The sequence below is a fragment of the Streptomyces sp. NPDC023573 genome (assembly GCF_055559735.1).
Genome location: NZ_JBVHKB010000006.1, coordinates 77,770 through 100,197, shown reverse-complemented (window position 1 = coordinate 100,197; position 22,428 = coordinate 77,770). Strand labels below are relative to the sequence as shown.

The 22,428-nt window shown below is 68.1% G+C and carries 15 protein-coding genes and 1 pseudogene; 9 read left to right on the top strand and 7 right to left on the bottom strand.

Features of this window, described 5'->3' with window-relative positions:
* Positions 1-120: 120 nt before the first annotated feature.
* The gene (locus ACZ32T_RS20530; RefSeq protein ID WP_467266967.1) at positions 121-906 is read left to right on the top strand and encodes an IclR family transcriptional regulator; all 786 of its coding nucleotides are present in this window, start codon (positions 121-123) and stop codon (positions 904-906) included.
* 369 nt (positions 907-1,275) lie between these two features.
* Positions 1,276-1,899 (top strand): GDSL-type esterase/lipase family protein, encoded by a 624-nt coding sequence (locus tag ACZ32T_RS20525; protein WP_467266966.1) that lies wholly within the window; start codon positions 1,276-1,278, stop codon positions 1,897-1,899.
* Positions 1,900-2,700: 801 nt separating this feature from the next.
* On the opposite strand, the gene ACZ32T_RS20520 is transcribed toward ACZ32T_RS20525, so the two are convergent.
* The 6 genes from ACZ32T_RS20520 to ACZ32T_RS20495 all read right to left on the bottom strand — a co-directional run bounded on the left by ACZ32T_RS20520 (position 2,701) and on the right by ACZ32T_RS20495 (position 10,158).
* Positions 2,701-4,929, bottom strand: coding sequence for an MMPL family transporter (locus tag ACZ32T_RS20520; RefSeq protein WP_467368162.1), 2,229 nt, complete (start codon positions 4,927-4,929; stop codon positions 2,701-2,703).
* 197 nt (positions 4,930-5,126) lie between these two features.
* The gene (locus ACZ32T_RS20515; protein WP_467266962.1) at positions 5,127-5,741 is read right to left on the bottom strand and encodes a TetR/AcrR family transcriptional regulator; all 615 of its coding nucleotides are present in this window, start codon (positions 5,739-5,741) and stop codon (positions 5,127-5,129) included.
* A 783-nt stretch (positions 5,742-6,524) separates the two neighbouring features.
* Positions 6,525-7,559 (bottom strand): zinc-dependent alcohol dehydrogenase, encoded by a 1,035-nt coding sequence (locus tag ACZ32T_RS20510; RefSeq protein ID WP_467266961.1) that lies wholly within the window; start codon positions 7,557-7,559, stop codon positions 6,525-6,527.
* Positions 7,556-8,416: a fumarylacetoacetate hydrolase family protein gene (locus ACZ32T_RS20505; protein WP_467266959.1), complete on the bottom strand. Its 861-nt coding sequence runs from the start codon at positions 8,414-8,416 to the stop codon at positions 7,556-7,558. Before ACZ32T_RS20505 ends, ACZ32T_RS20510 begins: the two co-directional genes overlap by 4 nt.
* Positions 8,417-8,443: 27 nt before the next feature.
* Positions 8,444-9,331, bottom strand: coding sequence for an SMP-30/gluconolactonase/LRE family protein (locus ACZ32T_RS20500; protein WP_467368160.1), 888 nt, complete (start codon positions 9,329-9,331; stop codon positions 8,444-8,446).
* A complete protein-coding gene (locus tag ACZ32T_RS20495; protein WP_467266955.1) occupies positions 9,328-10,158 on the bottom strand; it encodes an IclR family transcriptional regulator in 831 nt (276 codons plus the stop codon). The genes ACZ32T_RS20500 and ACZ32T_RS20495 overlap by 4 nt, the downstream gene beginning before the upstream one ends.
* A gap of 49 nt (positions 10,159-10,207) precedes the next feature.
* Here ACZ32T_RS20495 and ACZ32T_RS20490 point away from each other — a divergent pair, with 49 nt between their 5' ends.
* The 4 genes from ACZ32T_RS20490 to ACZ32T_RS20475 all read left to right on the top strand — a co-directional run bounded on the left by ACZ32T_RS20490 (position 10,208) and on the right by ACZ32T_RS20475 (position 17,001).
* A complete protein-coding gene (locus ACZ32T_RS20490) occupies positions 10,208-11,920 on the top strand; it encodes an IlvD/Edd family dehydratase (protein ID WP_467266953.1) in 1,713 nt (570 codons plus the stop codon).
* A complete protein-coding gene (locus tag ACZ32T_RS20485) occupies positions 11,907-14,747 on the top strand; it encodes an FAD-binding and (Fe-S)-binding domain-containing protein (RefSeq protein WP_467368158.1) in 2,841 nt (946 codons plus the stop codon). Before ACZ32T_RS20490 ends, ACZ32T_RS20485 begins: the two co-directional genes overlap by 14 nt.
* Positions 14,748-14,813: 66 nt before the next feature.
* Complete coding sequence (locus ACZ32T_RS20480) at positions 14,814-15,494, top strand: SDR family NAD(P)-dependent oxidoreductase (RefSeq protein WP_467266950.1); 681 nt, start codon at positions 14,814-14,816, stop codon at positions 15,492-15,494.
* 619 nt (positions 15,495-16,113) lie between these two features.
* Complete coding sequence (locus ACZ32T_RS20475) at positions 16,114-17,001, top strand: SDR family NAD(P)-dependent oxidoreductase (RefSeq protein WP_467266948.1); 888 nt, start codon at positions 16,114-16,116, stop codon at positions 16,999-17,001.
* Between the two features lie 12 nt (positions 17,002-17,013).
* On the opposite strand, the gene ACZ32T_RS20470 is transcribed toward ACZ32T_RS20475, so the two are convergent.
* A complete protein-coding gene (locus ACZ32T_RS20470) occupies positions 17,014-18,054 on the bottom strand; it encodes an AraC family transcriptional regulator (protein WP_467266946.1) in 1,041 nt (346 codons plus the stop codon).
* Between the two features lie 101 nt (positions 18,055-18,155).
* Between ACZ32T_RS20470 and ACZ32T_RS20465 the strand changes: the two genes are divergently transcribed.
* From ACZ32T_RS20465 to ACZ32T_RS20455, 3 genes and pseudogenes are all read left to right on the top strand, one after another.
* Positions 18,156-19,709, top strand: a complete 1,554-nt coding sequence (locus tag ACZ32T_RS20465; RefSeq protein WP_467266944.1) for a flavin-containing monooxygenase — start codon at positions 18,156-18,158, stop codon at positions 19,707-19,709.
* The gene (locus ACZ32T_RS20460; protein WP_467266942.1) at positions 19,706-20,725 is read left to right on the top strand and encodes an alpha/beta hydrolase; all 1,020 of its coding nucleotides are present in this window, start codon (positions 19,706-19,708) and stop codon (positions 20,723-20,725) included. Before ACZ32T_RS20465 ends, ACZ32T_RS20460 begins: the two co-directional genes overlap by 4 nt.
* A gap of 259 nt (positions 20,726-20,984) precedes the next feature.
* A pseudogene (locus ACZ32T_RS20455) lies at positions 20,985-22,200 on the top strand (IS256 family transposase).
* Positions 22,201-22,428 lie beyond the last annotated feature (228 nt).

Genomic DNA, 22,428 nt, shown 5'->3' with positions numbered 1-22,428 from the left:
AGCTCTCAGACCAAGAGGCCCGCAGGCCTCCACCACCGCCCCGCAGGCCGCGGCGAGCGGGAGCCGCCTAGCAGGGCAATCGCGTTCCACCAGTCGGAACGCACTGCTAGCATCGGCGCCATGTCTGAGCTTCCGATTCCGGACAAGATCACTCGCGACCGCCTCGTCGGCTCGGACCGTGTTCTACAGGTGCTCATCGAGCTGGCACAGCGGCCGAACGGAGCAAGCCTCGAGGAGCTGGCCCGGGCGGTGCGCAGCCCCAAGCCAACGGTGCATCGAGCCCTCGGCTCTCTCACCCGCGCGGGCTTCGCGATGAAGGAGGGGGTCGGGCGCTACGTCCTCGGTGACGAGTTCTTGCGCCTGGCCTTCGCCCACCACGAGGCACGACCTCAACACATGCGGGTACTTCCACTTCTGCGCGCCCTCGCCGACAGTTTCGGTGAGACCGCGCACTACGGGGTCCTCGACGGGGCCGAGATCGTCTACCAGGCGAAAGTCGACCCGTCCGCAGGAGCCGTGCGGCTGACTTCGACCATCGGCGGCCGCAACCCCGCACACAGCACCGGCATCGGCAAGGTCCTGCTCGCTGCGCAGTTGCCCGACGATGAAGCAGCACACACCTGGGCCACCACGCACGCTCTCGCGCGCCGCACCGAACACACACTCACCGACCCGGATGCGTTCGTCGCCGAGATCGCCAAAATCCGGGAACTCGGCTACGCGGTCGACAATCAGGAGAACGAGGTCGGGATCAACTGCGTGGCCGTTGCCGTCCGCCGCGGCCCCGGTCTGACCATCGGCGGCGCCGTCAGCGTCTCCGGGCTCGCATACCGCACTCCTCTGGCCGCCCTCGAGCGCGAGGTGCATACCATCCTCACCCTCGCCCGCGAGACTTCTGCCGCCTGACCCGCCCTCGCACGGGGAAGTCCTTGCTCGCTGTCACCTACTCTGAGATGGTTCCGTTAAACGACACCCCGTTCTAGTGGTCGGAAAGTGGATGGCGCCCCCATCCGCCCGGGCCATGCAAGTACGGTGCACTGCCGTGACCCGGACCGACCGCAGCGGCAGATTGCTCGCACTGCGCCCGGGAGCGCCCAGCCGGCCCCCGTGGCGTCCGGTACCGCTCGTCGCACACCGCTGACGTGCTCTGCCGACGATCGCTCCGCACTGATCCAACAGGACGGGCCGCTCCACGCGGCGTTCCAGCACCCGCACCAGACCTTCTACGGAGAACACACCATGTTGTATCGACTCGTCCTACGTGCCATCAGGCCCATGCTGCTCAAGGCCATGGAGATGCGGCGCACCCAGTTGGAGCAGTTCCCAGTACCCGCCGACCGCGTGGTGTTCCTGGGCGACAGCATCACCGAACAGGGTGTGTGGAGCGAGTGGTTCCCCGAGCTGCCGACCCTTAACCGGGGCATCGGCAGCGACACCATCGACGGTGTGCTGGCCCGTCTGGACCACACGGTCAACCAACCGACGTCCATCTCGTTGCTCATCGGCACGAACGACCTCTCGGGCCTCGGCACCTCGAGGAATGTTGCGGACATCGCGCAGCAGATGCGCCACCTGGTCGGCCACCTTCGGGAGTTGGCGCCGACTGCGCCGTTGCTGATCAACAGCGTGATGCCCCGTCAGCGGGCGTACGCGTCCCGGGTGTGCGAGCTGAACAAGCACTACCGCGAGATCGCGGCCGGTGCCGACGCGATCTACATCGACCTCTGGCCGGCTCTGGCCGACGAGCGCGGCCAGCTCAGGAGTACGTTTACGGAGGACGGGCTGCACCTCAACGGCGCCGGCTACCAGGCCTGGGTCGGCGTCCTCCGCCCCGTTCTGGACAAAGTGACAACCTCGTCGCGCACCCGAATTGGGACACCCGAGGAGCCAGACGCGTGAGCAACGCCGACGAGGCACACAGCACACGGCCCGTGTACAGACAGCACGGCGACGATCACCCCGACGTCATACGCAGGCTCAGCACCTGTGCGATCCCGGCGACGGGCTCGCCCCGGGCCAGGCCGGCCACGGCGTAGGGCCGGCGACGGCCACACAGCGACCGATGCCGCGAACTTCACGTACGCCTCGGGGGACGACCCGCGCTGCCGCTGAAGAATCTCGGTTGGTGCTGGACGTCGTGGAGGTGACGCGCTGACCGCCGGCAGCCCGGGGTCCACCGGCCGCAGGCGATCGGCCCGGAAGCACGTGTGAGCCCCAGCAACCTCGGCGTAGCAGTCGGCGGGCCGGCTCCGCCGAGCCCTTACGACGGAGGAACCGGTCCGCTTCCGTTCACCTACTGAATAAACCAGTTCCAGTTGGAGCAGCCGTGAAGTGGTGCCCTTCTGTGGCCGCGCTGACACGTCGCTGACAGGTCAACGTTCCAGCCCTTGGACACGCTTGGTCAAGTCCGGCGGCTTGGAGCAGCGCTGCCTGAGTCGCTCCCGGCGAAGTACTGGCGAGTTCGCGGGTCTCAATGACCAGCATGTCGCACGATGCGCGGGTCAGGCCGGCCAGAACGTCCGTCAAGGTGGCGGTCTGATCCTGGGGGATAAAGGCGGAGGGCGCGGCGATGACGTGCGCGTATGCATCTCGGACGAAGGTGGGCCCGCCCGCGAGGAGTACTCGGTGCATGGGGCGTCCTTGAAGCAGGGAGCGGGCCCGCGGTGCCGTGGCGTCCGCGGGCCCGTGGGACGAGTGATGTCAGTGGTCGTGCTCTGTGGAACCGGAGTAGCTGGGTTCGAAGGCCTTAGGAGCGACCGGGGTCTGCCGGGCAAGTTTTTCGCCCTCGATGTCGACGTTGGGCAGGATGCGGTCAATCCAGGCGGGCAGAGACCAGGCGCGCTTGCCGAGGAGGGCGAGGGCCGCCGGCACGAGCGTCATACGGACGACGAATGCGTCGAAGACAACGGCGACGGCCAGGCCGAAGCCGAGTGCTTTGATCATGGCGTCGTGGGAACCGACGAAGCCGGCGAAGACGCTGATCATGATGAGGGCCGCAGCAGTGACGACGGTGGCGCCGTGCCGGAAGCCCGTCTCTACCGCGGTGCGGGCGTCGGCGCCGTGAACATACGCCTCGCGCATACGGGTCACCAGAAATATCTGGTAGTCCATCGCCAGACCGAACACGATGCCGACCATGAGAATGGGCATCAGACTCATGATGGGAGCCGGCTGCTCTAGGCCGATCAGATCCTTCAGCCAGCCCCACTGGAAGACGGCGACGAGGACGCCGAGGGCAGCCAGCACGGAGAGCAGGAACCCGAAGGCTGCCTTGAGGGGAACCAGGATCGATCGGAAGACCAGGATCAACACGAGGACGGCCAGGCCGACCACGAGCGCCAGGTAGGGCACGACCGCCGCGCTGAACTTATCGGAGATGTCGATGTTCATAGCCGTGGCGCCGGTCACGAGGGTCTGGGAGCCGGTGTCGGAGTGACGGAGGTCACCGGCCATGGTGCGGATTTCGTAGACGAGCTTCTTTGTTGCCTCATCGCCCGGTGCGCTCTTAGGAATGACGGTGAGGATCGCGGTGTCGCCGCTGTCGTTGAAAACGGCCGGGGTCACGGCGGCCACGTCCCGCAGGGCAGCGAGGGACCGGCTCAAGTCCTTGGCGCTGCTGCGCGCGTCGGCGGGGTGCTGGTCGTCGACAGTCACGGTCAGGGGGCCGTTGAAGCCGGGTCCGAAGGACTCGGTCAACATGTCGTACGCCTTGCGCTGGGTGGACGAGGGGGCCTTGACGCTGTCGTCCGGCAGCCCAAGTTTCAGCTGAGTGGCCGGGAGGGCGACCACGCCGAGGGCGACCACGGCCAGGAGGAACATCCGGGCCGGCTTGCGCAGGACGTAGGAGATCCAGCGCTGCCCCAGCCCCGGCTTGCCCGGCTTCGTCATGTCGGCACCGGTGCCGGCCTTCTTGTGTGTCTTGCCGCGGACGCGTTCGCTTGCGAAGCCGAGGAGGGCAGGGACCAGAGTAGTGGCGACGAGGACGGCGATGACGACGGCGGCGGCGGCGGCGAGGCCCATCGCGGTAAGGACGGGCAGGTTCACCACCGCGAGGCCCGCGAGGGCGATGACGACGGTCAGGCCGGCGAAGACGACGGCGGATCCCGCTGTGCCGTTGGCGCGAGCGACGGCCTCACGGGCAGCGTAGCCGTCCGCGCGCTCGGAGCGGTAGCGGGAAACGATGAACAGGGCGTAGTCGATGCCGACCGCCGTGCCCAGCATCGTGGCCAGGGCTGGGGTGCTGCTGCTCAGGCCGAGCGGACCGCTGAGTGCGGTGATGGCGGCAATGCTCACGCCCACTCCGACGAGTGCGGTGACCAGGGGCAGACCGGCGGCGATAAGAGAGCCGAAGGTGAGGAAGAGGACGACAGCGGCCAGGACGAAGCCGATGGCCTCGGCGGAGTGGCTTTCCTCCGGGGCTGCCAGCGCGTTGCCGGAGGCTTCCACCGTCAGCCCCTGGTCACGACCCGACTCGAGGGCCTTGTCCAGGCCCGTGCGGTCGCCGTCGGTCAGGTCGACATCCTTGGCGGTGTAGCTGACCTGGGCGTAGGCGGTGGTGCCGTCGGCGCTCAGCGCCTTGGCCATGAAGGGATCGCTCACCTGCCCGATGCGGGCGGAGGAGTTTTTGGCGTCGGCCAGGGTGGCTTCGAGGGCTGCCCTGTTCTCCGGGCTGCTTATCTTCTCGCCGTTGGGGGCGCGCAGCACCACACGGGCGGTGGCCTTGTCCGCGTTGGCAGCCGGGAACTTCTCGCTCAAGAGGTCGAGTGCGCGCTGGGCCTCCGTGCCGGGCAGGGTGATGCTGGTGCTGGCGGGGCCCGAGCTGTTGGCGGCCCCGATACTTACGGCGCCCAGGAAGAGCGCCCAGAGGAGGACGACCAGCCAGCGCCGCGTGAACGCAGCCCTACCGATCCGGTGGAGGAAGGTGGCCATGGAGGAACGCTCCGATTCGAGGATTTTGGACGTGCGGTGCCCTGGCCCGGCGCGCGGCTGGGGCGGGCCACATGAAGGCATGCAGAAGTGGACGAGCGGCGTCACGCCGTTGTGAGGTGTGCGAGGTCGTCAGCGCGGCCGGAAAACGCGGCCGAAAGGGAGTCGGGGCTGAAAGGGAGTTGGCTGTAGTGCTGCGGTCAGGCGGTGGTGGCGGGCTGTCCAGTAAGGACGGGCATCAACACCAGCTCGACGATGGCTTCCAGCAGTTCCTGGGTCGCCGGGGTGCCGTGAGAAGCCCACGGTGACAGCCACGCGCCGAGGAGAATTTGGTCTGCCAGGGCAATGACCGGGTTTCCGGCTTCGATCTCTCCCCTGGCCACCGCACGATCGAAAATCTGTTCGAAATCATGCATAAGGGGGCGGATCACAATCTCGCGCATGGCCTTGAAGAGGCCCTCGTCCTGCAGGATCACAGGCGGTAGAGAGACGAAGGAGTCCTTCACCGGGTCCTCCGCCACCAGATGCTGCGCCACCTTCAGCAGGTCACCGCGCAGGCTCCCAGTGTCGACGCGGGACAGGTCGTTGGCCTCCGCAGCAAGAGCCTTCCATGCCGAGACCACCAGACGCGACTTGCTCTCCCACTGCCGGTAGAGCGTCGCCGTGCTGCACTTCGCCCGCTGCGCGACCGCCGCCATGGTCACCTGCTCGTAGCCGACCTCGCCGACGAGCTCGGCCGTTACACGCAGCAGTTCACGCTCTCGCTCCGGCGTGAGCTTGCGGCGGCGCGACCCGTTAGATGCTGCCTCGGCCATGACTGCCCCTGATCCGCTTCGTAGCTGACGTCGAAACTGTAGCCACTACGCAAAGCGAAAAGCAAATTTTCGAAACTCGCAGTTTCGATGACTTCTCGGCGGCTTTGCTCAGCGGAGGTCCGAGCGCACTGACCTATGCAGCCTCAGGTGCAGCCTCAGGCGCGGACGCCGGGCGAGCGGGCCGCACTTCTCGGCCCCGGACCGGCCGCCACGGCCCTGTCCGCGATCGGATGCCGCGACCCGGGCCCCGGCTGGGCGCACCGGCCCCGGGCCGCACCGCCGTGTCCATGGGCCAACACGGGAGAGACGCCTCGACACCCGGCTACTGCCAAGCCGAATCACCGCTTCGGCGATGCGTCATCGCCGGTCGCGGTATCGAGGAGATTGCCGCTGCGGTCGCCATGTGGGCCGTACCTCCCTGACAGTACGGCGCGACGGAGGGGGACGCACTCAGTTGTGCTCGTTGAGGGCGTCGATCATTGGCCTTCGTTTTCCGGCTCGTCCGGAAAGAGATCCGAACGCTGAAGCGGTGCGGCAGGTTCCAGTGGAATCGGCTCGGAGTAACGCCGACGAGCGCCGCCGGCGCCTTCCATCATGCTCGGTGAGCCCGCGTTGCAGGCGCGGCGGCCGGCCGCGAGCGCGCCTGCCGGTACGGCTCGTGCCACGCACGAGCCGTACCGCGACCAGCGCAAAGCCCATGCACCATCTGGCGTGTTCCGCCACGGTCTAGGTGTGCTGCCTCGGTACCCGCCCGTCCAGGCTGCCCCCGCTGTCTTCTTCCTGTCAGCCCAGGCGCGGATCGACGTGGATCTTGGGCCCTGGCCCCGCCGCTGCCGGGCGTTCTCCCGCCAAAACTGCCCCGACCTCGTCCAGGCCCACGGTGGCAGCGACCAGCGGCCGAGGATCGACCGTGCCCTCGGCGTACGCCGTGATGGTGGCGTCGAGTCCGGGCGAGGCCGACAGGACACCGACCGCGGTGACGTCCTTGAGCGCGAGTGTGCGGGTGTCGACCGCGCTGGGTTCGCCCGCGAGGCCCACGTAGACGACCCGCCCTGCCGGTTCGACCAGGTCCAGAGCCAGGCCGGGCAGGTGCACGGCGTTCGAGGCGTCGACGACGGCGTCGTACGGCAGGCCGGGGAGCGAGTCCTCGGTCCACACCCGATCGAATCCCAGGTGCCGGGCGAAGCCGAGGGATTCCTCCGTCCGACCCATCAAGTGCACTTCCGCGTCCCCGGCGCGTAGGAACATCGCGACAAGCAGGCCGATGGTTCCGGGTCCCAGGACCAGCACCCGCTCACCGGGAAGCGCCTCGGTAGCCCGTGCAGCCCGCAGGGCGTTGCCGCCCGGTTCCACCAACGCGCCGAGAAGGGGGTCGACCGACTCAGGCAGGGCGTGCAACGAGGAGACCGGCACCGCCAGTTGTTCGGCCAGGGCGCCGGGCCGGTTCCCCCGTACACCGAGCTCCTGCCGCTGTTCACAGACGTGCTGGTGGCCCTTGCGGCAGCGGCGGCAGGTGCCGCAACCGAGCATGGTGTCTCCCATGACACGCCTGCCGACCCAGGCAGGATCGACGCCGTCACCGACTGACGTCACGCGTCCTGCCCACTCGTGGCCCAAACGCATCGGGTAGGCGGAGAGGCCCTGTTGGAGGTAGGCCATGTCACCGGTGAAGAGTTCCACGTCCGTTCCGCAGACGCCGACCCGCTCGATGTCGACGACGGCCTCTCCGGGCGCCGCCACCGGTACAGGAGCCTCCTGAACGGTGTACTCGCCGGGTCCGGTCAGGACGAATGCGCGCATGCCGGGACGTGCGCTCATCGGGGGCCGAGCACGTTCTGTCGCTGCGTGCCGAGGACGTCCGCCCCCAGTTCCATGACGTCACCGGGCTGGAGCCACACCGGCGGGGTGAAGCCCATACCGACACCGGGCGGGGTGCCGGTGTTGATCAGGTCACCGGGTTCCAGCACCAGGAACTGGCTGAGGTAGTGCACGATGAAGCAGGGATCGAAAATCATTGTCTTGGTGTTGCCGTCCTGGCGGCGTACGCCGTTGACGTCGAGCCACATGCCGAGCGCCAGGACATCATCCATCTCGTCGGGCGTGGCCAGCCACGGACCGGCCGGATTGAACGTCTCCGCCGACTTGCCCTTGGCCCACTGCCCGCCGCGCTCCATCTGGAACGCCCGCTCGCTCACATCGTTGACCAGCACGTAGCCGGCGATGGCGTCGCGCGCATCCCCCACGGAGTCCAGGTAGCTGGCGCGCTTGCCGATCACGATGCCGAGTTCCACCTCCCAGTCGGGCTTGGTGGAGCCGCGCGGGATGCGCACGTCGTCATGGGGCCCGATGAGAGTGTTGGGGGACTTGGTGAAGAGAATCGGCTCATCCGGTACGGCCTGACCCGTCTCGGCTGCGTGGTCACGGTAGTTGAGGCCGATGCACAGGATCTGGTGCGGGCGGGCGATGGGGGCGCCGATGCGTTCCCCTGCGAAGCGGGACACCTGGCCGGCGGCGGTGCGCTCGGTGACGATGGGGCGGATCCGGTCGATGTCACCCGCTCCGAAGAACCCCTCGTCAAAGTCGGCGACGGTGTCGGAGACATCGACGTAGGTCTCGTCGTTGATGCGAACGACGGGCTTTTCGGCGCCGGGGGCGCCGATGCGCATGAGGAACACGGGAGTTTCTCCGAGGTGAGGGTGCTGTCAGGAAGTGGCGGGCAGTGACTGGGACAGGCCGGACCAGGTGGATACGGGAGCGCCCGGCACGTCGACGCGGGTGGTGAACAGTCGGCCGGAGTCGGGGTGGGCACGCAGTTGCTCGTCGCCGAGTTCCGCGGTGGCGGTGGTGACGACGAGGGTGCGCAGATCGGGGCCGCCGAAGGCGACGCTGCTGGTGTGGGGGGCCGGCACGGTCAGGCGGTGGACGAGCGTGCCGTCCGGGGCGTAGCGGCGGACTTCCCCCGCTCCCCAGATGGCGACCCAGAGGTGGTCGTCCGCGTCCAGGGCGATGCCGTCGGGCCAGCCATCGTCGACAATCAGATGCGTACGTCGCCGGGACGGGTGAGCGTAGTCGCGGGCGAAGACGGTACGGCGTTCCGTGTCGACGCTGTACAGGGTGTGGCCGTTTGTGGACCAGGCGAGCCCGTTGGACAGAGTCAAGTCGTCGTCCAACCGCGTGACCTGGCCGTCACGTTCCAGACGGACGAGTACCTCGCGCCGCGAAGGGCCCTCCAGGGACAGGGTGCCGACCAGGAAGCGGCCCATCGGATCCGTCGCTCCGTCGTTGAGCCGGCGCCGCTCCCCCGCCGGGACGATGCGGGGGCCGTCCCGGCGGGTGCCGTCCGGGCTCAGGACGACGAGGTGCTCCTGTGCCGCCACGAGCAGCGTGCCGTCGGCGGCGAGGGTGACGGCGCCGACCATGCTGTCGAAGGTGTGACGTCGGGTGACTTCGATGCGGCCTCCGTCCAAGGCGCCTTCGAGTACGTGTCCGGCGACGATGTCGACCCAGAGCAGGCGTCGCCGTGCGGCGTCCCAGAGGGGTCCTTCGGCCAGGCGGAAGGTCTCCGCCGTCGCGGGAGTCAGGGCGTTCATCGGTGCGGTTCTCCAAGGGGGCCGAGCAGGGCGCGTATCTCGTCGGCGGCGTCGACGAGGGTGCGCAGCGGGGTCCGATAGGTCAGGGCGCTGACGCTGATGGCACCGGACGGGATGGCAGGCGATGTCACGTACACCGGCAGGGAGAGACAGTTGACGCCGGTCTCGTTCTCCTGGTCGTCCAGGGAGTAGCCGCGCTCGCGAGTGGCCTCCAGGTCACGGTGGAGGTCGGCGGCCGTGCACAGAGTCTGTGGTGTGCGGCGTTCGAGGGTGGCGTCGCCGATCCACGCCTCGACCTCGTCGAGGGTGGTCAGCCGGTGAGCGAGCAGTAGTTTTCCGACACCGGTGGCGTGTGCGGGGTTGCGGCCACCCACGGTCGAGGTGAGTCGGACGGCGCCGGTGGGCGGGTCGACCTTGGCGCGGTAGACGACCTCTCGGCCGTCGAGGACGGCGTAGTGGACCGTCTCGCCGAACCTCTCGGCCAGTGCCTGCAGGGAGGGCTGTACCCGGATGTGCTCAGGGCGGGCCTCGTGATGAGCGAAGGCCACCCGTAGGAACTCGTCTCCGAGCAGGTACTGCCCTCGGGCGTCCTGGTCGGCCAGTCCGGCCCGGCGCAGGGCACCCAGTGCACGGTGCACGGTGGGCTTGGGACTGCCGATCGCCCGGGTCAGTTCATCCAGCCCCACACCCTCGGGGTAGTTCGCGAGCTCCTTGAGGACGGCGAGCACGCGGTCCGACCCCACCAGTCGGTTGGTGTCAACGCCCTCTTCCGGGGGCGCCTGGCCGTTGAGGGCTTTCGATCCGTCGAACATCTGCTTATGATTCATAGCGTTCCAAACTCTAGACCAACGTACCGATTATTGAAAAGAGCAGCTGGTGAAGCTCCGTAGTTCTCAGTGGTACGCGGGTCAGGATCGCAATGCCTACATTCACCGGGCGTGGATGCGCCGCGGAGCCCCGGACGACGCCTTCGACGGACGTCCGCAGATCGCCATCGCCAACACGGCCTCCGACCTGACCCCCTGCAACGCACACCTGAACGAGGTGGCGGCCTCCGTCCGCAACGGCGTCTACGAAGCCGGCGGCATCCCACTCGACCTGCCCGTGGTGTCACTGGGCGAGACCCAGGTCCGGCCCACCGCCATGCTCTGGCGCAACATGGCGGCGATGGCCACGGAGGAGATGCTCCGGGCCAACCCCATCGACGGCGTCGTGCTGCTGGGCGGCTGCGACAAGACGATCCCGTCCCTGCTGATGGCCGCTGCCTCGGTGGACCTGCCCGCCGTCGTCGTCCCCGGCGGCCCGATGCTCACTGGCACCTTCCGGGGCAAACCGCTGGGCTGCGGCACCGACGTGTGGCGGCTGTCCGAGGAAGTGCGGGGCGGCACCCTGACACAGGAACAGTTCAACCGCTCCGAAAGCTCCATGATCCGCAGCCCGGGGCACTGCAACACCATGGGCACCGCCTCGACCATGGCGCTGGTCGCCGAAGCCCTGGGCACGGTGATTCCCGGTGTGGCCGGCACCCCCGCGCCCGACAGCCGACTACTGGAGGCGGCGCACCGCACCGGCCGGCTGGCCGTGGACATGGTCGCCGCCGACCGGCGGCCGGGCTCCTTCCTGACCAAGGCGTCCTTCCACAACGCCATCGTGGCGCTGGCCGCCGTCGGCGGCTCGACCAACGCCGTCGTCCACCTCCTGGCGATCGCGGGCCGCCTCGGCATCGACCTCAGCCTCGAGGACTTCGACCGCATCGGCTCCCGCGTCCCGGTGCTGGTCGACCTCCAGCCCGCCGGCCGCTTCCTGATGGACGACTTCCACCGCGCCGGTGGTCTGCTCGCCGTCCTGCGCGAGGTCCGCGACCTGCTCGACCGCGACGCGTCGACCGTCACCGGAACACCGCTCGTCGCCTACCTCGACGACGCTCCCATCTGGGACCCCGAGGTCATCCGTACCCGCGCCGAACCCCTGGTCGCGGAAGGAGGCATCGCCGTCCTGCGTGGCAACCTCGCCCCCGGCGGCGCGGTCATCAAGCCCGCGGCGGCCTCGCCGCACCTGCTCAAGCACCGTGGCCGGGCCGTCGTCTTCGACTCCGTCGAGGACTTCCACGCCCGCATCGACGACCCGGACCTGGATGTCGACGCCGACAGCGTGCTGGTCCTGCGCGGCTGCGGCCCCAGGGGATACCCCGGCATGCCTGAGGTATCCAACATGCCGCTGCCCAAGAAGCTCCTCGCCCAGGGCGTCCGCGACATGGTCCGCGTCTGCGACGGCCGGATGAGCGGCACGGCGTACGGCACCGTCGTCCTGCACGTGGCACCGGAAGCCGCGGCCGGCGGCCCCCTGGCACTCGTCCGGACCGGGGACATCATCGACCTCGACGTCGAGGCCCGCAGCATCAACCTCGACGTACCCGCGGAAGAACTCGCCCGCAGGACACCCAACGACGCCACCCTCGCCGGCTTCGCCAACCCGCGCCGGGGCTGGGAACGGCTCTATGTCGACCACGTGTTGCAGGCCGACACCGGCGCCGACCTGGACTTCCTCGTCGGCTCCAGCGGCTCGGAGGTCAGCCGTGAGTCCCACTGACCAGCGCAGTCCGTACCGCGACGCCGACCCCCTGCTCCTGGCCCGCCTGGAGAAGGCGGCACCCGGCGCGGTCACTGCCCGCGCCTCCGACCGTCTCTCCTTCGCCCACGACGCCTCCCACTACCTGCTGGTGCCCGAAGCCGTCGTCACCCCACGCGATGCCGCCCAGGTCAGCGCGCTGCTGAAAGCGGGCACCGCCCATGGCCTGTCCCTGACGTTCCGCTCGGGTGGCACCAGTCTGTCCGGGCAGGCCACCAACGATGGAGTCCTGGTCGACACCCGTCGGCACTTCCGCGGCATCGAGGTCCTCGACGACGGGGCCCGCGTCCGTGTCCAACCGGGCGCCACCGTACGTGCCGTCAACACCCGGCTGGCCAGGTACGGCCGCAAACTCGGTCCCGACCCGGCCAGCGAGACCGCTTGCACCATCGGCGGCGTCGTCGCCAACAACTCCAGTGGCATGGCCTGTGGCACCGAACTGAACACGTACCACACCCTGGAGTCGGCCGTCATCGTCCTGCCCAGCGGCACCGTCCTCGACACCGGCGCCCCCGACGCCGACGACCGCCTGCACGCCCTCGAACCGGACCTCCACGCCGGCCTGGCACGGCTGCGGGACCGCGTGCGCGACAACCCGGCTTCGCTCGACACGATCAGCCGCCTGTACGCCATCAAGAACACGATGGGCTACGGCGTGAACTCCTTCGTCGACCACACCCGCCCGGTCGACATCCTCACCCACCTGGTGATCGGCAGCGAGGGCACACTCGCCTTCGTCGCCGAGGCGACTTTTCGCACGGTCTCCGCCCACCCGCACGCGGCCACCGGGCTGCTCCTCTTTCCTGACCTCGCCGCGGCCACCGGCGCCCTGCCCGACCTCGTCGCGGCCGGCTTTGCGACCATCGAGCTGCTGGACGCCACCAGCCTCCGGGTCGCCCAGCGGGACCCCAAGGCCACGGCAGACCTGCGGGCACTGAACGTCCATGCCCACTCCGCCCTCCTGGTCGAGCACCAGGAGGCCACCCCGGAAGCCCTTGAGGAACGGATCGGCGCAGCGACGGAAGTCCTCGCCGGTCTCCCCTTGACGGCCGCCGCCGGCCTCAGCACCGAACCGGACACACGCGCCGCCCTCTGGCACATCCGCAAGGGCCTGTACGCGACGGTCGCCGGAGCCCGGCCCTCGGGCACCACGGCCCTGCTGGAGGACATCGCCGTTCCCGTGGACCGGCTGCTGCCCGCCTGCACCGACCTGACCGCGCTGTTCCAGCGGCACGGCTACACCGACAGTGTCATCTTCGGCCACGCCAAGCACGGGAACATCCACTTCCTGCTCAACGAGAACTTCGACGACCCCGAACTGGTCACCCGCTACCTGGAATTCACCGAAGCCATGACCGATGTCGTGCTCGGACACGGCGGCACACTCAAGGCCGAACACGGTACCGGACGCATCATGGCGCCCTACGTGCGTCGCCAGTACGGCGACGAGCTGTACGACGTCATGCGCGCCACCAAGCAACTCCTGGACCCCCACGGCATTCTCAACCCCGGCGTTCTCCTCACCGAGGACCCCACCCTCCACATCAGCCACCTCAAGTCCACGCCCACGGTGGAGGAGGAGGTGGACCGCTGTGTCGAGTGCGGTTACTGCGAACCGGTGTGCCCCAGCAAGGACCTCAGCACCACCCCCCGTCGCCGCATCGTGCTACGCCGCGAGATCGCCCGGGCGCGGGCTGACGGTGACACCGGACTGCTCGCCCGGCTGGAGGACGAGTACCAGTACGACGCCGTCGACACCTGCGCCGTGGACGGCATGTGTCAGACCGCCTGCCCCGTACTGATCGACACCGGCGACCTGACCCGACGGCTCCGCGCGGAACAACGCGGCCGGACCGAACAAAAGGTGTGGGCCTCCGCGGCCCGGCATTGGGCCGGTGTCACGACAGCAGCCGCCGGCGCTCTCACCGTCGCCCAAGCCGTGCCCAGCTCTCTACCGACCGGCGTCACGGCACTGGGACGCGCGCTCCTGCGCGCCGACACCGTGCCGGCATGGTCACCCGAACTGCCCCGGGGCGGGACCAAGCGCCGTGGCCGCGAAGCCGGCTCGCCCAGTGCGGTCTACTTCCCCGCCTGCATCTCCACCATGTTCGGACCCGCCGATCCGCAGACCGGTAGCGGCGTGCGGGAAGCGTTCCTCACGCTCTGCGAGCGGGCGGGCGTCGAGGTCCGGGTGCCCGATGGGATCGCCTCTCTCTGCTGCGGCACACCCTGGAAGTCCAAGGGACTGACCGACGGTTACGCGGTCATGCGGAACCAAGTCGTTGACGCGCTGCGCGAGGCGACGAGTGACGAAACCCCGACCGTCGTGGTGGACGCCGCTTCCTGCACCGAGGGCCTCACCCAGATGCTCGCCCGCACCGACGAGAACACCGAGGTCGTGGACGCCGTCACCTTCGTCGCCGACTTCGTCCTGCCCGGCCTCACCGTCACCCGCCGTCTCGCCTCACTCGTCGTCCACCCCACCTGCTCCAGCACCCAGCTCGGCCTCAACCCCACTCTGCTGCGCCTCGCCGACGCCGTCGCCGAAGACGTCGTCGTACCGGAGAACTGGAGCTGCTGTGCCTTCGCGGGCGACCGCGGCCTGCTGCACCCCGAACTGACCGCCTCCGCCACACAGGCCGAGTCCACAGCCGTCAAGAACAACCCGGCATCGGCCTACGCCTCGGTCAACCGCACCTGCGAGCTGGGCATGACCCGCGCCACCGGCAACCCCTACCAACACATTCTCGAAGTCCTCGAGCAGGTGAGCCGACCGCTCCCGTCGTGAAGCGGAGCAGGCACCCCACCCGCTCCCCTGCCCTATCCCCACCCGGCACCAGATCACAGGAGAGACATGACCACCACCAGGACTGCCCTCGTCACCGGCGGGGCGCGCGGCCTCGGAGCTGCCACGGCAGAGCGGCTCCGGGCTGACGGCCTGCACGTCACCACCCTCGACATCGAAGGCGCTGACGTGTGCGCGGACGTGACGGACGAACAGGCACTGCTCCGCATAGCCGACCAGATCGGACCGGTGGACGTACTCGTCAACTCGGCCGGCATCGTCGGCCCGAACAAGCCGCTCCTGGAAACCAGCCCGGACGATTGGCGTCGCGTCATCGAGGTCAACGTCCTGGGCACCGTCAACACGATTAGGACCTTCGTACCCGGCATGCGTGACCGGGGCTGGGGCCGCGTGGTCAACTTCGCCAGCATGGCCGGCAAGGACGGCAACCCCAACCTCTCGATCTACTCCGCCTCCAAGGCCGCAGTGATCGCGCTCACCAAGTCCTCCGGCAAGGAACTGGCCACCAGCGGCGTCCTGGTCAACGTCATCGCGCCGGCCGTCGTGGCGACACCCATGAACGACAGCACAGCTCCCGACGTCCTGGCGCACATCACGAGCCTCATACCGATGAAGCGAGTGGGGCGACCGGAAGAAGTGGCCGAACTCGTCGCCTTCCTGGCCTCCGACCGGGTCAGCTTCTCCACCGGCGCCGTCTACGACATCAGCGGTGGCCGGGCAACCTACTGACTGACCCGAGACGAGGTACGGGCAGCGCATGGGCCGGCCGCAGCTGCACGGCTTGGTACAGGTGCCCATGCCGCGGGCGAGCTGCTCGGGGAATGGTCGGCGACGGACTGACCTCGGGCTCTTGCTGACTTTCTCAGGGCGCCCTGATTGACGGCAATGCCGCGCCTTCGTCAAACCGCGTGGGCGGCGAGACGGTCCCCAACCTGTGCGCGGCGGGCTGCGACCAGGCCTACGTGATGGCTGGCCACTTCCCGTCCAACGGGAACAGCATCGGTCCCGTCATGGCATTCGGCTACGTCTCCGCCCGTCACGTGCGAGCGCCACCACGGTCAGTGAGATGCTGCTGGAAGCCAGGTAGGACCTGACGGTGTTCGCAGATCTTCCCCACCGCATCAGCCGATCCGACGACTGCGAACGTGGCTGACCAATGGATCCACAGCCATGGTCCGCTGCCCCCGGGCCGGGGCGATATAGAGGGCGGCACGGTGCAGGCGGCAGGTCCCGCAGGCTCGGGCCAGGCAGCCTGGTTGTCATTTCAAGGCAACTTTCGGTCGTCCGGCGGCAAGTAACTCACCGGCTGCTCGAACCATGATGGGGCTTCCTCTCGAAAGGATCCCGCATGTCTCTCCCCTCGTTCGGCTTCGAAGGCGCGCATGCTGTACTGACTGGTGCGGCAAGCGGCATGGGCGAGCAGATGACCTACCAACTTGCCGACCTCGGCAGCCACATGGTGCTCATCGACCGCGACGCCGAGCGGCTCGAGGCGGTGGCGCGCAAGGCCCGTGAGCGTCGTCCCGACCTTGCGGTGCACACCGAGGTGGCAGATCTGGCCGATGTCGGAGCACTCCCGGATCTCGTCGGCCGGATCCTGGCCGCCTCACCTTCCGTGGACCTGCTGATCAACAATGCGGGCGTCGCACTGGGGGGCGCCTTCTCCGACGTCACGATGGAGGAGTTCAACTGGGTGATGGCGATCAACTTCGAAGCGCCGGTCGCCCTGTGTCGTGGCCTGCTGCCGTCCCTGCGGCAGTCTCCCGGCAGTCACATCGTCAACGTCTCCAGCGTTTTCGGACTGATAGGTGTAGCGGGACAGTCGGCCTACTCGGCCAGCAAGTATGCCTTGCGCGGCTTCGGGGAGGTGCTGCGCCAGGAACTCACGACCGAGGGCATCGGCGTGACCACGGTGCATCCGGGCGGCATCCGCACCCGCATCGCCGAGACGGCGCGCATGGCGGCCAGCGGGACGGCAGAAGAAGAGACGCAGGGCAAGAAGGCGTTCGAGAAGCTTCTGACCTATCCCGCCGACAAGGCGGCCACGTTGATTCTCGAAGGTGTTCGTAAGCGCAGGCCCCGTGTCCTCATTGCGGCGTCGGCCGTCATACCGGACTTCCTCTCTCGCCTCCTGCCCACCGGCTATCCTGCAGCACTGCATATCCTGCAGGGCCGCCCTCGCCGCGCCGCGACAGCCGCACCGGGCTCGATCCCCAACACCTCCACCGGTCGCTGAGCGCCACTGCAGTCAGCGGCTCTCCGTACCGGGGCGACGTGCGCGCACATCCCGCGCGGAGGCGTCCCACCACCGCCGGGCAGCGCGGGACAGTCCCGACTGCTCAGCGAAGCCGACCATCCCTGCAACCTGGCTCAGTGGAAGGTCGGTCGTCGTGAGCAGGCTGAGGGCCTTCTCACGGCGGACCTCGTCGACCAGGCCGGCGAACCGGACGTTCTCCTCCTCCAACCGCCGTTGCAGAGTGCGCGGATGCATGGAGAGCAGACGGGCGATCGCTGCCACCTCGATCGGCCGCGTGCCAAGGGACTCCCGGACGATGGCGCGGACGCGCGGAGCGAACTCGGGCCGCAGCACTGCAGTCCCCAGAGAGGGTGCCTGTTCGGCCAGAAACGCCAGCGCGAGCCGCCGTAGATTGTCGTTGACATCGCTGAGCTGGAAGCCGAGCAGATGCCGGGGCACACGCAGCACCGCGCCGCCGTGAGAGGACTGCCCAAAACGTACCGGGGCCCCGAAGAATTTCTGGTACACCTGGCCCGAAGCCGGGGGCCGGTAAGGCAATTCCACGCTGTACAGCCCGTAAGCCCCCTTGTGGAGATACTGAATTGCCCGGTGTGTGAAGCCGAGTCCGAGGTCGGCCCCCTGCACCGGACTGGCGGTGTCGACGGGACCGTAGTACAGCCCCGCGACATCCGGGTTGCCTCGCGGATCGTCGCCCATGGTGAGACTCAGACCGCGGGCATGCACGAACAGGTAACGTGACGTGCACTCCAGCGCATCCCTCAGCGTCGGAGAGTGCTGGATCGCCACTGCCAACGAACCGAGCAGGGCCAGGTCCTGTCGCGCCGCCACCCGCAGGCCGAGGTCGGGGCAGTCGAGATCCGCTGCAGCCGACTCCAGCAGCTCAGTCATCGCATTGCTGCAAATCATGACATCGTCGCGGTCCAGTACCGCAGGCATCAACCCCGCCCGCCGGGCGTACCGTTCAGCGTCTCCTCCCAGCTCTGCGACTACCGCGCGCAGCCCCCGCACGGCTGCGGACCGGATGTAATCCACGGGACCTCTCCTGACTTCCACGCAATCCTGCTGTCGTCCAGAGGTAAAAAGATGTCGCTGAGGGGCAAGGGTATTGCATCGCCGGGGGCAAGGCTGAGGGCATGGCGATACCTAGTGCACCTGTTCCGTCGGCATCACCCGCGAGCCGTCAGGCCGAGCACGTCGACGTGCTGATCGTCGGGGCCGGTCTGTCCGGCATCGGCGCCGCCTACCGGCTGCAGAGCCAACGTCCCGGTGCGACATACGCGATCTTGGAAGCTCGCCAGAACCTCGGCGGCACATGGGACCTGTTCCGCTATCCAGGAGTTCGCTCCGACTCCGACATGTTCACCCTGGGCTACCTGTTCAAGCCGTGGCGAGGGACGAAATCGCTGGCCGACGGTGACTCGATCCTGTCCTACATCCATGAGACAGCGACGGAGTTCGGCATCGACCGGCGCATCCAGTACTCCAGCAAGGTGGTGGCCGCCGACTTCGACACCGCCACCTCGCGCTGGCACGTCCAGGTCGAGGACCCGCAGGATGGCAGCCGTCGGAGCATGACGTGCGGCTTCCTGTACTCCTGCGCCGGCTACTACGACTATGACAACCCGCACTCGCCCGAGTTCACCGGGGCCGAAACTTTCACCGGCACCGTCGTGCACCCACAGCACTGGCCTGAGGACCTCGACTACTCCGGAAAGCGGGTCGTGGTGATCGGTTCCGGTGCCACCGCTGTGACGCTCGTTCCCTCTTTGCTCAAGGGCGAGCATGCCGCCGACCACGTCACCATGTTGCAGCGCACGCCCACCTGGATCAGCGCGGTGCCGTCCCGGGACCGGATTGCCGAGCGGCTGAGGGCGCTGCTTCCACCCACTGTCGCCCACCGCGCGGTGCGGGTGAAGAACATTGCCGTCAGCACCGCCTTCTACCAGTTCTGCCGCCGCCGTCCGCAGAGTGCCCGCAGGCTGCTCACCCGCACCAACAGCAAGATTCTGGGTGACGCCGGCCTGGTCGCCGAGCACTTCACGCCGCCGTACGACCCGTGGGACCAGCGGCTGTGCGCGGTACCCGGCGGTGACCTCTTCCGCGCCATCAAGTCCGGCAGTGGATCGGTCGTGACCGAACGGATCGACCGATTCGTCCCCGAAGGCGTCCGGCTCGAGTCAGGGCAGGTCATCGAGGCCGACATCATCGTCACAGCCACGGGCCTGCGTCTGCTCGCGTTCGGTGGCATCACCCCGCAGGTCGACGGGCGCACGGTTGAACTGTCCGACCAGTTCGTATGGAACGGTGCGCTGATCACGAAAGTCCCGAACTTCGCGGTGTGTATCGGTTACACCAACGCTTCCTGGACCCTCCGCGCCGATCTCACCCACCGGCTGGTCTGCAACGTCCTGTCGTGGATGGACCGTCGGGGATACACCGCTGTGGAGCCCCGCCCCGACGCCGACCTCGCCGCACGGCCCCTGCTGGATCTGGCCGCTGGATACGTCAAGCGCTCGATCAGCGCCTTCCCCCGCCAGAGCGACCGCGCCCCCTGGCGGGTACGGCAGAACTACGTACTCGACTCCCTGAGCACCCTGCGTACCAACTTGGACCGGACCCTCACCGGCACCCGAAAGCTCAGCGACCGGGTCGGTGGCGACGAAATCCGAACCAAGGAGGCCGTGTGACACACCCCGCCGCAGCCGTGCCCGCAGGCCCCCCGAACGGCTGGGAGCCGGACATCCTGGGCGACGGCTATGCCCGCAATGTCATCGATCTCGGCGAAGACCCGGACGGCGAGGGCAGCATCCGAGCCGTTCTCGTACGTCGTGCCACCCGACTCGGCGAGGCATGCACCGGCGCAGTCCTCTACGTGCACGGCTTCGCGGACTACTTTTTCCAGACCGCCCTGGCCGACTTCTTCGCCGAGCGCGGACTGGCCTTCTACGGCCTGGATCTGCGCAAGTCAGGGCGGGCGCGACAGCCCGGCCAAACCGCGCACTACGTCACCAGCCTCCAGATGTACGACGAGGAACTGGAACGCTCCCTCCGGCTCATCGGCGAAGACCGCGGGGACGTCCCGCTGTTCGTCGTGGCGCACTCCACAGGGGGACTGATCACACCGTTGTGGCTGGACCGCCGCCGACGCCAGAGCAAGGTGGCACCGGTGACCGGGCTGATACTCAACAGCCCCTGGTTCGACCTGCAGGGCTCCGCCACGATGCGCGGGCCGGTCACCTGGGCGATGCGCGGGCTCACGAAGGTTCAGCCTCTGCGCCGGCTCAGCCTCCCGCCGAGCACCGTCTACGGAGACTCTCTGCACGTGAGCGGCACCGGTGAGTGGGATTACGACCTCGGCCTCAAGCCGCGCGAGGGCTTTCCCGTCACTGTCGGCTGGCTCAACGCTGTCCGCCGAGGCCACGCACGTCTGCACCGTGGCCTGGAGGTCGGTGTCCCTTCACTCGTCCTGCGGTCCGACAAGACTCACTACTCGCGGAAGTACACGGAAGCCAGTGACCGGGCGGACACAGTCCTGGACGTCACCCAGATCGCCCGATGGTCGGGGTGCCTGGGGAACCACACCACGGTCATTCCGGTGCCAGACGCCCGGCATGACGTCTTTCTGTCTCTCGCCCCAGCCCGTGCGCTGGCGTACGCGAACCTGGGCGCTTGGTTGAAGAACCACATCGGGCACTCTCAATGACGCCCGCGACCTGACCCACATCTGCTCGCCCACGGCGACGGAGCCACGGAATGGTGGGGCCCTGGGAGGCGCCATGAGCGTCGAGGCTGGCACTGAGGATGGCGTCCCGCTGTGTGGTGTAGGGGATCTTCGCGGTTGAGTGCGCGGGTTCTGCTCCCTGAGGTGCACCCGTCTGCCGGTGAGTGCTCCCTGCTCAGCTGGCAGGCCACCGTGCAACTGCCCCGAGCGAACGGGCAGTTCGACCCTGGGGGGGTGCACGGTGTCCTTGCTCCAGCATGACCTACTTCGCCTGCTTGAGTCACTACGTTCGGCCGATGGTCTTGCACTCGTCCGCGAGGTCGCCGAACGGCTGCTGCAGGAACCGATCGAGGCCACCACAAAGATCGGCGCCGAGTGGGGCCAACACACAGACACCCGCACCACCTGGCGCAACGGGCACCGCGAGAAAACGGTGACCACGCAGGCCGGCGACCTCGAGCACGCGATCCCCAAACTGCGGGTCGGGAGCTTCTTCCCCAGCCTGCTGGAGCGCCAGCAGCGCATCGACCAGACCCTCTACGCGGTCATCATGGAGGCATACGTCCACGGCGTCGCCACCCGCTCGGTCGACGACCTGGTGAAGGCGCTCGGCTCGGACACCGGGATATCCAAGAGCGAGGTCTCCCGGATCTTCGCGGACCTGGACGAGCAGCTGGACGACTTCCGGTCCTGTCCGCTGGACCACATCCGCTTCCCTTACCTGTTCCTCGACGCCACCTACGTCAAGGCCCGTGTCGACCACCGCATCGTCTCCCAGGCCATCGTCATCGCCACCGGCGTCACCCAGGACGGCAGCCGCGAAGTCGTCGGCGTCATGGTCGGCGACAGCGAGACCGAGGCCTTCTGGACCCAGTTCCTGCGTCACCTGCGAGAACGCGGCCTGAGCGGCGTCCGCCTGGTCATCTCCGACAGTCACAGCGGCCTGGTCAATGCGATCCGCAAGGTCATGCTCGGCGCCGCCTGGCAGCGCTGCCGGGTCCACTTCGTCCGAAACATCTTCGCCGTGATCCCGAAAGGCTCGGCGGAGATGATCGCCGCGACGATCCGCACCGTCTTCGCCCAGCCCAGCGCAGACGCGGTCCGCACCCAGCTCGACACCGTCGCCGACATGCTCGGCCGACAGTTCCCCGCGGTCAGAGAGATGCTGCTGGAAGCAAAGGAAGACCTGACGGCGTTCGCAGACTTTCCGCACCAGCACTGGAAGAAAATCCAGTCCACGAACCCGCTCGAGCGGCTGAACCGGGAGATCAAACGCCGCACCAACGTCGTCCAGGTCTTCCAGAACCCAGCCACCGTCCTCCGCCTGGCCACCGCGGCCCTCACCGAACTCCACGACGAATGGATCGCCTTCCCCCCGCCGCTACCTCTCCAACGAGAGCATGGACACCCTCTACCCCGAGGCCCCGACCGTCCTGCCCGCCACGTCAGACGACTGATCGCCTACACCACGAGAAGGGACATGCCCGAGTGAAGCCGAAAGAGCCTCCGTCAGCCGTGGAAGCGCTCTGGGACATTTCTGGGACTTTCGGCTTCATCAACTGGCACGAGCGTGAAACAACTGAAAGACCATTCTGCCAGGCCAGCGACCGAATCCCTCACATCGCCGCAGGTCACCGCGCTGGCTGGTCTCTTCCGCGACATCTGATCTGCAGGACCCGACGACT

Excerpts from the sequence above, each read along its gene's own strand:
- ACZ32T_RS20530 (WP_467266967.1), top strand. The coding sequence starts at position 121 with ATGTCTGAGCTTCCGATTCCGGACAAGATCACTCGCGACCGCCTCGTC.
- ACZ32T_RS20525 (WP_467266966.1), top strand. The coding sequence starts at position 1,276 with ATGCTGCTCAAGGCCATGGAGATGCGGCGCACCCAGTTGGAGCAGTTC.
- ACZ32T_RS20520 (WP_467368162.1), bottom strand. The coding sequence starts at position 4,929 with ATGGCCACCTTCCTCCACCGGATCGGTAGGGCTGCGTTCACGCGGCGC.
- ACZ32T_RS20515 (WP_467266962.1), bottom strand. The coding sequence starts at position 5,741 with ATGGCCGAGGCAGCATCTAACGGGTCGCGCCGCCGCAAGCTCACGCCG.
- ACZ32T_RS20510 (WP_467266961.1), bottom strand. The coding sequence starts at position 7,559 with ATGAGCGCACGTCCCGGCATGCGCGCATTCGTCCTGACCGGACCCGGC.
- ACZ32T_RS20500 (WP_467368160.1), bottom strand. The coding sequence starts at position 9,331 with ATGAACGCCCTGACTCCCGCGACGGCGGAGACCTTCCGCCTGGCCGAA.
- ACZ32T_RS20495 (WP_467266955.1), bottom strand. The coding sequence starts at position 10,158 with ATGAATCATAAGCAGATGTTCGACGGATCGAAAGCCCTCAACGGCCAG.
- ACZ32T_RS20480 (WP_467266950.1), top strand. The coding sequence starts at position 14,814 with ATGACCACCACCAGGACTGCCCTCGTCACCGGCGGGGCGCGCGGCCTC.
- ACZ32T_RS20475 (WP_467266948.1), top strand. The coding sequence starts at position 16,114 with ATGTCTCTCCCCTCGTTCGGCTTCGAAGGCGCGCATGCTGTACTGACT.
- ACZ32T_RS20465 (WP_467266944.1), top strand. The coding sequence starts at position 18,156 with ATGGCGATACCTAGTGCACCTGTTCCGTCGGCATCACCCGCGAGCCGT.